The following is a 12,822-nucleotide window of genomic DNA, read 5'->3' as shown; positions in this document are numbered from 1 at the left end:
TAAAACTAAAACAAATTTACACAAATGTCTACAAACAACAATGCGTCACAAACGCTTTTCAGATTCGTAAGTTTAAGAAACCCACAACTTACAGAAACCAAAGAAAGAAACTTGGGATTTATTCACAGACCGAAAGGGGCAAAAGGAGTTTTTGACACAGCCGTTACCGGAATGTCTTCAAGATCTTCAAAATTTGTAGAAATGGCAAAAGCAGCCAGAAATTTCAGTAATGCCGGATTCGAAACCGAAAAGAAAATTGAAGAGGGAGTTTTCGGAGAACTTCTTAACATCGGAAGGAAGCTTTCAAAGAGAGAAGTTCTTGATAATAGCGAATTAATTTTTGTTAAAGATTATTATAAAAATCTTATTGACACTAACAAAGAGCTTACTGCTACAGGTATTAAAATCTTTGTTCAACTTTGGGACAATTATATTTATCAGATCGTTACTCAGGGAGATTTTTATGTTAAGGAGGCGATCAGTCATGTTTTAATGGCAATTCATGTTGGTTTTGCCCAAAGTCTGGATTTATTTGATCAGGTAGCCGTAGATGTGAACTTAGAACAACTATTGGAAAAAGCATTCGACGGTAAAATCGTATTACCAAAATATCTGTTTTCTGAGGATTTAGGAACAGCAGGTTCAGTTTCTTCAGGAAGGTCTGGAGAAGATTTAAATCCTGATTTGACAGCGAAAACAACACAAAGATTGGAATCCGAGGCAAAAGCTGCATTAACCGCAAACAAAGCACTCCACAAAAAAGAAGCTTTGGAAAAACTGAATGCAGAGTTGGAGAAACTTCAGAGAAAATATCATAAATCCCGTGAGCAAGCGTATCAGGAAGAATATGCAAAATATCAGGAAGAAAACAGGGATGCCTTAGAACTATATGAAAGAAAGTTAGCTGAGGTCGACAGTAAAATTACAGAGGCAACTCCGGAAGAAGAAAAAATCCGTCTTTACGAAGAATTAAGAAAATATGAAGTGAAACCTTTTGAATTTTCATATCAGAATGAAATTAATATAGGAGAATTAAAAGAGAAACTTTCCCGGAATCTTTTGCGCTTTTCGTATCACTTTTTGCAGAATTTGATGCATTGACAGCTTTTGAGGTTGCAACTGAAGAAGGAATCAGAATTCTTTCTGAAAATACATTAAGAGTAGGAGCCCAGACTATTGTTCTTGACGATGAGATTCAAACCTATTCAGATGTTTTGAATGTTATTGCGAATAATATTTCAACAAGCATGCAAATAGCTTTGGAAAATTCTCCTCTTTCACAACAGCAATATGTGAATATTGGTGGAGCATCTGTTCCTGTTGTTAATACTACAGCAAGAACACCGATGGCGTATAGCTTTTTTGCTCACAGTGTCTTAGGACTTTCCGGATCAGGAGGATTTATTAATTTCTCTTTTGAAGTTGAAGATGCTTCGTGGAACGTTGCCAATGCCAAAATTATGGCTACAACAGACACCGCAGGAAGCTTTGAAGAAAGCTACAGCAACATTTCTGTAATAAATAATAAAATTACTTTACCTTTAAGTTTAGTAAATAAGTTCAGGGTAGATGTAGTTTTCAAGATAGAAATTATTTTCGATAACGGAAGTGTAGCGTATGCAGACCTTGGTCAGCAATATATAAAAGGAGATGTAACTCTTACCGGAATGCTTACCCTGAAAAGAGCTGCCATTGAAAATCCTCAAGAACCTGAAACCGTAACCATTCAGAAACGTAAAAATTTCGGAATTAAAAGATTGGGAATTGCAGATTACCTGAAAGTAGTACAAAGTGTTCACGCCTACGTTCCGGGAGAGGTTTCCAATATCGAGAATGTTATGGCAAGTGAGTTGAGACACAAATCTTCCGTAGCAAGGGATTATTCCGAAATTACCGATACGACTTCCAAATCTCAGGAAACCGAAAAAATTTCCGATACTACTAAAACCTCCAGAACAGATATGCAGACAGAGGTTGCCAAAGAACTGAATAAACAGCAAAGTATTACAGCATATACAAGATATAGCTACGGAACTGATGCTATGAAATTTGAAATTGGAGCCGATTATGCCAATAATACAGCGCAGCTCGACAGTACAAGACAGGCGATGATGAAATCTCAGGAAATCACGGAAAGAGCAATGGAAAGAGTTCTTACTAAAATCTCCGAAGAAAGAATACAGAAAATCATCAAGGAATATACGGAAACCAATGTACACGAATACGATAACCGTGGAAAAGTAACCAATACGGATAATCCTGATGCGGCACAGCCAAAACACATAACCGGTGTTTACAGATGGATTGATATGAAGTATAAGAACCAGATTTACAACTACGGAAAACGTACGATGTTTGAATTTATGGTTCCGGAACCTTCAAGATTACACCGTCTCGCTCTTACTGTAGCCAAAGCACAGGTACTTACCGCCCCCGTAGATCCAAGAACTGCTCCGGAAAGAGCATGGACAATGCCGAACCCAAAATCTGCTACAGTGGAACAAATCCAGCATTGGGCGCAAATCTATGGAGTGTCGTTAGGTGCTTTCCCTGCTGCTACAAAACAGGTAATACACAATGCTGCAAGTGTACCACAAACCAATGATGATTTTGGGGTAGATTATTCTCAGATAACAATTCCGGATAACTATGCTGCAAAAAATGCAAGTTTTAGCTGTAGATCATCCAGAAACCGAGGTGGTGGATGGGAAGGGTCACGTTATTCTGAAATTGTTTGCTCTAATTTAAAAGGGGATATGAACGGACTCTCTACTCGTGGAGATGTTAATTTTGATTATGGAGTATCCGGTCTTAATCTAACGGGAAATGTCTCTTTCCAGGTAAAAGGACATAATGTTAGAAATTATAACATTAAAGTAACGGTAAACTGCGAGCTGAGTGATGAATTCATCAATGAATGGAAAACAGAAAGCTTTAATGCAATTATAAGGGCTTATGAAGAAGCTTATCAAAAATTCTTAGAAGAACAGTCAAGATTGGATGCCGAACAAAAGGAAAAAGAAGAGGCAGCGAAAGAAAGACAGGGGAATTACTACCGTTACATGGAGCATGATACCTTGAAACACAACTGTATTGCTTACTTATTACAGGATTATCTTACTACGCTTGGACAGGTAATGACCAACGGAGCTCAGGATACTACCAGAATGGATAATTTCCAGGTATATCTTAATGACAATCTGGATCAGTACGCGGCTTTAGCGAAGTTTATGGAACAGGCTTTTGAATGGGAAATAATGGATTATACATTTTATCCTTACTATTGGGCAAACCGTAAAAGCTGGCAGGAATTTTACCTGACTGAAAGTATGGATCCATTGTTCAGAAGTTTCTTACAGGCAGGTATGGCAAGAATTATTGTTACCGTAAAACCGGGCTTTGAAGCCGCTGTGCAGTTCTTCCTTGAAACAGGATTGATCTGGAATGGAGGCGCGGTTCCTGTCATTGGAGATCCTATGTATATGTCTATTGTGGATGAAATGAGACAGCCAACCGGAGAGCCTCAAGGGAAATACTGGATCACAAGAGTTCCTACGACACTTACTATTTTACAGGATAAATCTACCGGATTGCCTGTTGATAAGCCACTTCCGATCTTCCCTGAAGATGACCCTAAGAATTGTGAAAATCCTAAGGAACTGGAGTTTGAAACGAGTTTTGAGCAGAGAGATATTCAGTTATCTCATGGAGATAAGGAAACAAGTACTTTGGATTAAACATAACGAAATGGTGGTGTAACTGCCACCATTTCTATTTTTTTAACAATTAAAATTTACAAAATGAGTATAATAAAACCATTAGGAATTCATAAAATAAAAGCGTTAGGCCTAAATAATACTGATGGTGTTGAAAATCCACCAAATAAAAAACTAAACATTAAATATATTTCTTGCTCAAAAGATAACGATTTTATATATTTAAATTTTGAGATTGAAACAAAAAAATTAAATAAAGGAAATGCTACGATTTTTGTTCAAGAAATGAATGCAACCAATGAATTTGCCGTATCTCCGTACAATTTAAATGTTCAATCTAATGGAAAAACTAATGTAAAAACATCGTTTCCAATAAATAAAAAATTTGATAGATACTTATGGCAAGATGGCTTTGTATATCAAGCAACAGTTACTTGTGATGGGCTTTCTGGAAAAACAGAAGAATTTAAGTTAGTGTTTTCAAACCAAATTACAAAAGATAAAACCTGCTTTTGTAATAGAGGAATAACATCTGAAGAATTAAAAAATATTATTATTGAATTACGAAAGCAAGAAGTTTATATTGAAAATGGTAAATTAATAAGAGATGTAAAAGGGAATCCCATTTTAAAAAATGGCAAAAAGCAATTTAGAGATATTACAATGTATGATGAGTTACATGAAGATTTATTTAATTTAGACTATCCAGAAAAGTTAAATTCTTCGGATGCTAATTTTAATAAATTTGCTGAAGCTTTGAATAAAGTTTTTAAGGACTACGATATAAATACTTGTATTAGAAAAATTCATTTTTTAGCACAATGTTATCATGAAACTCAAAGATTTACCATTACTTATGAAAAGAATCCCAATTCTAATGTTAGTGGAGGAGCTTTTTATAGAGGAAGAGGTTTGATACAGCTTACTCATGATTATAACTATGAGAAATTAAGAAAGGCCTTAAAAATCAATTCAACATTGAATGAATTCGTTCCGAGAGTTGCAAAAGAAATTAATTTTGCATGTCAGGCATCTGGATACTTCTGGAAAAATATTGGTGCTAAAACAGGCAATATAAATCAATATGCTGATAAAGATGATGTTTTAACTGTTTCAAGAGAAATTAATGGCTATGTAAGTGTCCCAAATGGCTTCAATGATAGAAAATTATTTACTGATATTTTAAAAAAAGTAATGAGATATGACACATGTAAAAATAAAAAATAGTGTTATTGTATTAGCCATATTATTATTCAATGGTTGTAAAAAACAAAATGAATATTCAATCCAAAAACAAGAGGTTAAGAAACCTCTTGTTTTCAATGTGCAATTTCAAAAATTTGAAAATATGCAATTGGCCTATAATGAAAAAAAGATTCTGGTGGACTCAGCTATTTGGAAAGATCATTTGCAGGATAATATAGTATATTTTAAAATCAATTTTGAAAACTTAAAAAAAGAGGCTGTAATATTAAAAACAACTTTAGCCGCATCTAAAATTCCAATTTTTTTAAAATATAGAAAAGGCGCAGAAGATAAAGTAATATTAGAGATAGTTCAACAGGCCAATACTGTATATTCAGATTCTATCATTCTTAAAAATGATAAAACAATTGATTTCCCAATTGTTGAAAATGCTTATAGAATAGGTTATCAACATACTGGCATTGACGAAATCTGTCAACTAAAGGTAAATCAGCATCATGATACTATTGATATTTCTAGCCAGAAAATGGAAAATTGTATTGAGAAAAAAAGAAAATGAAAATAATTATTGGATTATTCACCGTTTTTATGGTTTGTTCATGTAGCCAACAGAAAAAAATGAAAGATATTAAAGATAATATACTATATGAAGACCAGCAAGGTAATATTTATTTAAAGAGAGAAATTGATATTATTAACGGGAAAAATTCACAAAATAATCAATTTCGATTTTTTGATTTGGTTTTTTATAAGGATAGTACTTATCAATTAAAGAATATTGTTGATATTAAAACTTTCATTTTGTTAAATCTGTTACAGATACAGTTCCATTGAGTAAATTTGATGTTTTTGAGGATAAGATGCATACTTATAAATTTCAACATTTACCGCCAACTTCACCAGAAATTAAAGCGATGGATAAATAATAGTAAGTCGCCACATTTTAATATGAGGCGACTCGTTATCATTATTTTGGGGACATTATTTAATTATTTGTTCAGTACATTCGAATCATTTTTTTTCTTTATCAATATCATTTCATAAAGAGCAAAATTAACCAATACAATTAATTTAAAATCGTATAAGAATGTTGTAGGTAGTAAAGATCCTGTAATAGCTACAAAACAAAGATCCGATGTTTTTATCATTCATTTCTATAATTTCATCGATAATAGAAGCTTTGGTCCAGAAGTATTGCGACTAAAGTTGCATATCTCCGGGATTTTTCAAAATCCCTTAGATGTTGTAGTATCATCTGTCACTTCTCTGGCTATTTTTAGTAATCGGTTTTGATGAATATTCGTACAAATGTCTTTCGGGAGATTAATTTCTTTTATTGTCTCAACCTCTTTATATGAATCAGTAAAAATTTGGAATTGACTGCCTGTGGGGATTGCCTGAGCCAATTTAGTTGACTAATACTGCTTTTTTCCTGTAAGTTGAGAAAAGCATCTAATAACTGTTTCTGATGATTGGACAATGAATAACTCAGCGCATCATAGATTTGCTTTTCTGCATTAATAAGAACTTCTGAGCAAAGCCTTTCAACTGTTCCAGTTGCAGGAAGTAAGATTTTATTTTTACGAAGAAATTAACTAATTCTTCTGCCACAACAAATCCTTTATCTGTTTTGAGAGCTAATTCTTGTAACAACCCTTTGTAGACAGTATAATCTCTGGTTGTAAATATTCTAAATCCATAAACAGATTGCAGTATTCTTATATGTTCTCTCCTTTTTTGTTAGTTTTCCCATTCTAAAACATTTATTCCTAGTTGACTGCCAATAAACTGTAAGATTTTTCGAAGGATATAACTCAAGAGCTAAAATAATCCCCGGATATCTCATATAACTAAGATTGACTGCAAATCCCAACTTATTGGTGTTTGTTCTACATTGATTTTTAATATTGAAAAATCATTTTCCGATAAAAAATAGTTGATGATTAATTCTTCGTCAGTTTCTGGAATTTTAATTAACTCTTTTATCTCAAAGTCTGATAATACTTGTTTCTAGAGATACAAATATTTTTTCTTCAGTAAATTAAAACGTCCGTTACTTGTACTTTTTTGTGTTTTCTGAAAATTACGTTTTAAAATAAAACTAAGTAAAAAAAACTAATATAATAAATTGAGTATATTTATTAAATTTTTAACGAAATTATCTATACTTATGAAAATTGGACATATCAGAATATCAACACAGGACCAAAATTAAAATCTGCAGGAAGGCGCTTTAAATAAATTAGGATGTGAAATGATTTTTTTAAGGAAACAGTTTCGGGGAGCTAAAAAGGAAGACCACAACTCAAAAAATTATTAGAGCAAATTCGTAAGGATGATGTTGTTGTTATATAAATTGGACAGACTTGGAATATTTTTAAAACATCTGTTAGAAATTGTCGAAATATTAAATCTAAAAATGTAGCTCTATAAAGCTTACATGACAATATAGACACTACGACTCCGCAAGGAAGATTATTTTTTAATATTTCTGCATCCTTTGCAGAATTTGAAAAGGATTTAATCCGGGAGAGAACAAAAGGAGGATTGGAGGCAGTTCCGTTTCGTCGACTGACGCCTAAAGGACTATTTTAAAATTAATAATGGATGTATCCGGTAAACTTATAAGAACATTAAAAGGGGCTGATGAATATAATGTTTCTGATCTGCCAAAAGGAAATTATATTTTAAAAATAAAGAGCAGCGAGCTGACAAAAATTACAAAACTATTAAAGCAATAGCTTTAGTTTTCTTCTTCAAATATTTTTTACCTGGTCATTTCAGTGATCAGGTTTTTTTATGGTTCAAAACTTTCAAATTTTCCATTTTCGTAGAATATTACAATACGCTTTATCTTATTATTTTGATTACCAATTGCTTGATTAATGATCTGATCATTTGAATTCTCTAATCGCTGAGAATTGGATATTTTATCTGACGACGTATCATGATCACGAATAAACGATTCTGCGGGATTCTGTTTTCCGGGTTCCGGCTGAGCTTCTTCGCTTCCAAAGTCGTCATCATTATTCATCATCATGAAAAGGTCGGGTAGAGAAGTAGGAACGGTCTTTTCAACTTTAGGCTCTTCTTCCAAATCTTCTGTTACTTCGGGTAATTCGGACTTGAGCATATCGCCTTCTCCCGTTACCAGCCAATCCCAAAGAATTTCCGGAAAGCGGGACTTTATTTTTATGATGAATTCTAACGAGGGTTTATTTCTCCCTGAAGTAATATGTGAAATTGACGAACGCTGAACATCGATCTCATCGGCAAATTCCGATGGCGTAAATCCTGAATACTCGATAACTTTTGAAATTCTTTCATTTAGACTCATATAACGATCATTTAATCACTTTACAAATGTAAAAAATATAATTTACAAATGCAAATCATATCTATGTACAAATGTAAATAATAGCGGGATACAAATGTAAACATTATATAACATTGATTAACAGTGTTTTATAATACTGTAAACAAGTCCTTCTAATAATAAACCCTTTTATACTCTATGTTTTTTCTGATAAAAGCTTATAAGTTATGGATAAGTTTCCAGCGATAATTTTAGATCTGCAGCCATAAAAGATATCTTTGTACAACAATTTTTATGAATGGTAAATAAGAGGAAATAGGGAACCAATAGCCCTGTCCATAGGCCCAAGAGCACTATTTACGGGTGTAATTTATATTTAATTTTCATTACGAGATACTTTTTAAAGACGATATCTAAAGTTTGGAGATATAGTTGTATTATGTTCTTTAGGGTGAATTTACATCATTAAATTAGCGAAGTTATCAGAGGATAAAATTACAAATGTTCTAAAATAACACTTAATTTACATTTGTATACTGTAACTTTTTAGGAATTTATCCACAAACATCTGTTTAATATTTAATTCCTCAAAACTCATTAATACCATTTTTCAGATCTTCAAGTTAAGTTTAAAATTTAATTTATTTAAAGTCTGTAAATAACTGATTTTAAATAAATTATATACTATATATTATATAATTGGCAATCCACAATTTTATCCACAGACAAAATGTCACACAGCTCTGTTTTATTAATTTACATATGTTAATTTTAATTTTTCCTTAAAAATGATTAAATTTGACTCTTGTAAACTCTTAAGCAATGAATTTTGAACAGATTTATCAGCCGCATTCTGATTTCCCCAATCGTTATATTTCTCCCGAAAAATTATTTTCTTATCTACAGATGAATCTCAAGGATTATATTCAGGAAATTGGAAAATCCTATTTGAATAAGCCCATTTACAAATTAACAATGGGGACAGGAACGATTAATGTTCTTGCCTGGTCCCAGATGCACGGAAATGAATCTAATGCGACCCACGCCATGCTCGACTTACTGAACAGTCTGGACAAAGCTCCTGAGTTGAAAGAAGGATTATTCAGTAAAATAAAACTGGACTTTATTTTTATGCTTAATCCGGACGGCTCTGAAAAATGGACCCGACTGAATGCAGCCGATATAGATCTGAACCGGGACTTTCATAATGAATCCAGCAAGGAGATTAAATTCCTTAAAAATACCGTAGCTTTAAAAAAATATGATTATGCTCTGAATCTTCACGAGCAGAGAACTATTTTTACAACCGACGGAATTCATCCTGCGACCTTGTCTTTTTTAGCACCCTCGGAAAATGTGGAACGCACAGTTACCGATAACCGGAAAAAATGCATGGCCGTTATAGCGGAAGTATATCAGCAGCTGAAGGAATTAATTCCCAATCAGATCGGAAGATATTCTGATGAGTTTTATCCGACCTCAACAGGAGATAACTTCATCAAGGCAGGAATGCCTACTATTTTGTTCGAAGGGGGACATGTTGCAGAAGACTATACCAGAAAAGAAACCCGGAAATATTATACCATTGCCTTATACTATGCATTGAAAGCGATAGGTAATTTAAACTCTGATATTACAGGTTGGGAAACCTATCTGGATATTCCTGAAAATCAGGAAACGCATTACGACATCGTGTACAGGAATGTAAAACTGAATACGGACCATGAATGTATTCTGGATGTTGCTGTACAGTACCGCGAAATTATAGAGCCGGGAAAAGAGGAGATTTCATTTGTTCCGTTTGTTATGGAAGTAGGAGATATTAAGAAAAGAAAAGGCTGGCTCGAGATCGACTGTACCGGAAAGAAATTTGTCTCCGCGACTAAATATCCTAAATTGGATACCGAAGTAAGCTTTACAATCGAAGAATAAAAAAAGGCTGTCCGGATTTGGGACAGCCTCTTTTGTATATAAGTTTTTTAATGCAGTAATTAAATATAATAGGCGGACATTAAAAATTTATCAAATCTTAGTTCACGACTTTAATTCCGTTAGCTACAAATCTGATCTCTTCTTTGGGAGTTGTGATCGCATCGATTTCAGATTGCGGTTTTTTAGCATCTTCAGCATAGTGCTTCTGCTCATCTACAGAAGTTACTTTTCTTTCAGCAGTTCCGTCAAGAACAACCGTCTTGCCTTTCAGAGCAGTAGGAACAAAGAATGCATAATCTTTCATTTTTACAAAAAACTGGGAATTATCCTCAGTCTGGATTGTTAACCAGCATCCCTTTTTTTCGCAGACATCGGTCACCTTTCCTTTTACCGCTATATTTTCAACTTTTTTATTGTCTTTTTTCAGCTTTTTGCTTAATTTATCTACAGAAATGGCCTTTGATTCAGCACCGGAAGCGACTCCGCCTCCATAGACATCACCTGCCAATGCATTTCCTGCGGGAGGTCCTGATTTTTTTGTCTCCTGGGCAAAAGCCAAAGTAGAGATATTTACTGCTATGACAAATGCTATCGATTTGAATTTCATTTTTAATATTTTTTCAAAAATACTAATAAATATCGAATCATAAATCTTTAAAATCTGAGAAATGAAAAAATTCATTTTTTATGCACACTGATATCATTAAAATAAAATTTTCTAAGGGACTGGGTGGATCGTAAACTTTCCACTAAATAAAATAACTCGTTTTACGGCAAGAATTTATTTGCAGTAAAACTGCTGAATCTTAAAACCAGAATCTGCTTATGTCGTAAAAACCGGATTAAAGCTCCGGCATTTTGTTATACGAGCAAAAAAATATAGTTTTCTCAATTATTCAAACAAAATAAAAAAACAATCTTAGATTTATTTATATTTGACCTCTATACTCAGCTATGCAAAAAAAACTAAAACTTTGGGACGCCATTATGTTGGTAATGGGTTCAATGATAGGCAGCGGAATTTTCATCGTAAGTGCCGATATGATGCGAAACCTGGGCTCGGGCTACTGGATGATCGTAGTCTGGGTGATCACAGGAATTATGACAGTAGCTGCAGCGATAAGCTATGGTGAACTTTCTGCCCTGTTCCCGAAAGCCGGCGGTCAGTATACCTATCTGAAAGAAATCTTCGGAAAAAAGATGGGCTTTCTGTATGGATGGGGACTATTTACGGTAATTCAGACCGGTACCATTGCTGCAGTGGCGATGGCATTCGGGAAATTCACAGCTTATCTTGTTCCCGCACTTAATGACGCGGCGCCCATTTTCCAAAGTGGAACATTTAAAATTACATGGATTCAGATTCTGGCAATAGCAACGATTATATTATTGACACAGCTGAACACAAGAGGGGTTGAAAGCGGAAAGATGCTTCAGAATATTTTTACAGGCTCAAAAATAATTGCCCTTTTGGGATTAATTGCTGCCGGATTTATTCTGGTTGATTTTTCTCATTTAGCAGAAAATTTCAGCTTAGGCTACGATTCATTTAATAATCTTAAAAAGGACAGCTTAGGGAATTTTCTGAGAGCAGGCTGGGAACCTATCGGTGGAATGACTTTGTTGGGAGGAATTGCAGCTGCAATGGTCGGTTCCGTATTCAGTTCGGTGGCCTGGGAAAGTGTAACTTTTGTTTCAGGAGAGATCGAAAACCCGAAGAAAAATGTTGTAAAATCAATGATTTACGGAACTACTGCCGTCATGATTTTGTATATTGCCGTAAATTATGTATATCTGAACGCCCTGGATAGAGATGCTATTGCATTTGCTGAAAATGACAGGGTAGCAGTCGCTGCGTCCCACTTTATTTTCGGAAGTGCGGGAACCGTAATTATTGCCGTTCTGGTAATGGTATCTACATTCGGCTGTAACAACGGGCTGATCCTGGCCGGAGCCAGAGTTTTTCAGACGATGGCAAAAGACGGAATGTTTTTCAGGCAGGCTGAAAAAAATAATAAGAATGAAGTTCCCGCCAATGCCTTGTGGATGCAGGGGATCTGGGCATCTTTATTATGTCTCAGCGGACAGTATGGGAATCTTCTGGATATGATCTCTTTCGTAATTGTTTTATTTTATATGATTACTGTGTTTGGAGTCATTTATTTACGATTGAAGCAGCCGGATTTAGAAAGACCCTATAAAGCCTGGTTGTATCCGGTGACGCCGTTTATTTATCTTCTGATCGGGACCGGATTCTGTATTTTACTGCTAATTTACAAACAGCAATATACCTGGCCGGGGTTTGTAATGGTGTTACTGGGGCTCCCGGTATACTATTTTATTAACCGGAATAAAAAAGCTGTAGAATAAATGGTAGCAGCATCATCTAACCGGCAGTTTTCTATTTTTAGTATTCTTCATTCATGGTTGGAAGCTCCGTTGGATTACCCGATCTGAAACAATTAGTTCTTAATCTTCCGGCATCTGCGGATTGATCCGGAAATAATATTTTCACAATTGCCACTTTTTTTTCATGACAGCCTCAATCAAGGAGGTGACCGATGAAGTCCCGGGTCATTCCTGAAAATTTCTACCATCATTTTAAAATTTTATCTTATCCGATTTTGCTAAAAATTGTTTAATTTGGTATTG

General features: G+C 34.3%; 11 protein-coding genes and 1 pseudogene. 8 read left to right on the top strand and 4 right to left on the bottom strand.

All coding sequences use genetic code 11. From position 1 onward, the window contains the following. Positions 1 to 24 precede the first annotated feature (24 nt). The 4 genes from ODZ84_RS02870 (at position 25) to ODZ84_RS02855 (ending at position 5,481) form a co-directional block, all read left to right on the top strand. The gene (locus ODZ84_RS02870; RefSeq protein WP_266175505.1) at positions 25 to 1,101 is read left to right on the top strand and encodes a BAR domain-containing protein; all 1,077 of its coding nucleotides are present in this window, start codon (positions 25 to 27) and stop codon (positions 1,099 to 1,101) included. Then, entirely contained in the window at positions 1,098 to 3,737 is a 2,640-nt protein-coding gene (locus ODZ84_RS02865; protein ID WP_266175504.1) for a hypothetical protein, read from the top strand. The genes ODZ84_RS02870 and ODZ84_RS02865 overlap by 4 nt, the downstream gene beginning before the upstream one ends. Positions 3,738 to 3,800: 63 nt before the next feature. Then, positions 3,801 to 4,943 carry a glycoside hydrolase family 19 protein gene (locus ODZ84_RS02860; protein WP_266175503.1) on the top strand — a complete coding sequence of 381 codons (1,143 nt, stop codon included), beginning with the start codon at positions 3,801 to 3,803 and terminating at the stop codon, positions 4,941 to 4,943. After that, the gene (locus ODZ84_RS02855; RefSeq protein ID WP_266175502.1) at positions 4,918 to 5,481 is read left to right on the top strand and encodes a hypothetical protein; all 564 of its coding nucleotides are present in this window, start codon (positions 4,918 to 4,920) and stop codon (positions 5,479 to 5,481) included. Before ODZ84_RS02860 ends, ODZ84_RS02855 begins: the two co-directional genes overlap by 26 nt. Before the next feature lie 929 nt (positions 5,482 to 6,410). Here the strand turns inward: ODZ84_RS02855 and ODZ84_RS02850 are convergent. Together ODZ84_RS02850 and ODZ84_RS23580 are read right to left on the bottom strand one after the other, a co-directional pair. Beyond that, positions 6,411 to 6,650, bottom strand: a pseudogene (locus ODZ84_RS02850) (hypothetical protein); the annotation flags it as partial. Beyond that, on the bottom strand, positions 6,613 to 6,828 hold the full coding sequence (locus ODZ84_RS23580; protein ID WP_408612425.1) for a DUF4158 domain-containing protein: 216 nt from the start codon (positions 6,826 to 6,828) through the stop codon (positions 6,613 to 6,615). The pseudogene ODZ84_RS02850 and the gene ODZ84_RS23580, both read right to left, overlap by 38 nt. Before the next feature lie 542 nt (positions 6,829 to 7,370). Between ODZ84_RS23580 and ODZ84_RS23370 the strand changes: the two genes are divergently transcribed. Together ODZ84_RS23370 and ODZ84_RS23575 are read left to right on the top strand one after the other, a co-directional pair. Beyond that, entirely contained in the window at positions 7,371 to 7,517 is a 147-nt protein-coding gene (locus ODZ84_RS23370; RefSeq protein WP_266177313.1) for a recombinase family protein, read from the top strand. Positions 7,518 to 7,525: 8 nt separating this feature from the next. Beyond that, the gene (locus ODZ84_RS23575; protein WP_408612382.1) at positions 7,526 to 7,663 is read left to right on the top strand and encodes a T9SS type A sorting domain-containing protein; all 138 of its coding nucleotides are present in this window, start codon (positions 7,526 to 7,528) and stop codon (positions 7,661 to 7,663) included. Positions 7,664 to 7,719: 56 nt separating this feature from the next. On the opposite strand, the gene ODZ84_RS02840 is transcribed toward ODZ84_RS23575, so the two are convergent. Then, positions 7,720 to 8,259 carry a helix-turn-helix domain-containing protein gene (locus ODZ84_RS02840; RefSeq protein WP_266175501.1) on the bottom strand — a complete coding sequence of 180 codons (540 nt, stop codon included), beginning with the start codon at positions 8,257 to 8,259 and terminating at the stop codon, positions 7,720 to 7,722. A gap of 801 nt (positions 8,260 to 9,060) precedes the next feature. Between ODZ84_RS02840 and ODZ84_RS02835 the strand changes: the two genes are divergently transcribed. Further along, the gene (locus tag ODZ84_RS02835) at positions 9,061 to 10,170 is read left to right on the top strand and encodes a M14 family zinc carboxypeptidase (protein WP_266175500.1); all 1,110 of its coding nucleotides are present in this window, start codon (positions 9,061 to 9,063) and stop codon (positions 10,168 to 10,170) included. Between the two features lie 97 nt (positions 10,171 to 10,267). Here ODZ84_RS02835 and ODZ84_RS02830 read toward each other — a convergent pair whose 3' ends face one another. Further along, positions 10,268 to 10,777, bottom strand: coding sequence for a DUF4920 domain-containing protein (locus ODZ84_RS02830; protein ID WP_266175499.1), 510 nt, complete (start codon positions 10,775 to 10,777; stop codon positions 10,268 to 10,270). Positions 10,778 to 11,124: 347 nt separating this feature from the next. Between ODZ84_RS02830 and ODZ84_RS02825 the strand changes: the two genes are divergently transcribed. Next, on the top strand, positions 11,125 to 12,540 hold the full coding sequence (locus ODZ84_RS02825; RefSeq protein WP_266175498.1) for an APC family permease: 1,416 nt from the start codon (positions 11,125 to 11,127) through the stop codon (positions 12,538 to 12,540). Positions 12,541 to 12,822 lie beyond the last annotated feature (282 nt).

Source organism: Chryseobacterium fluminis, assembly GCF_026314945.1.
GTDB lineage: Bacteria > Bacteroidota > Bacteroidia > Flavobacteriales > Weeksellaceae > Chryseobacterium > Chryseobacterium fluminis.
Note: the sequence above shows the minus strand (reverse complement) of the source record. Positions and strands in the feature narration are given on the sequence as shown.

Coding starts and splice junctions, on each gene's coding strand:
- ODZ84_RS02825 (WP_266175498.1), top strand. CDS start 11,125: ATGCAAAAAAAACTAAAACTTTGGGACGCCATTATGTTGGTAATGGGT.
- ODZ84_RS02860 (WP_266175503.1), top strand. CDS start 3,801: ATGAGTATAATAAAACCATTAGGAATTCATAAAATAAAAGCGTTAGGC.
- ODZ84_RS23575 (WP_408612382.1), top strand. CDS start 7,526: ATGGATGTATCCGGTAAACTTATAAGAACATTAAAAGGGGCTGATGAA.
- ODZ84_RS02840 (WP_266175501.1), bottom strand. CDS start 8,259: ATGAGTCTAAATGAAAGAATTTCAAAAGTTATCGAGTATTCAGGATTT.
- ODZ84_RS02855 (WP_266175502.1), top strand. CDS start 4,918: ATGACACATGTAAAAATAAAAAATAGTGTTATTGTATTAGCCATATTA.
- ODZ84_RS02830 (WP_266175499.1), bottom strand. CDS start 10,777: ATGAAATTCAAATCGATAGCATTTGTCATAGCAGTAAATATCTCTACT.
- ODZ84_RS02870 (WP_266175505.1), top strand. CDS start 25: ATGTCTACAAACAACAATGCGTCACAAACGCTTTTCAGATTCGTAAGT.
- ODZ84_RS02835 (WP_266175500.1), top strand. CDS start 9,061: ATGAATTTTGAACAGATTTATCAGCCGCATTCTGATTTCCCCAATCGT.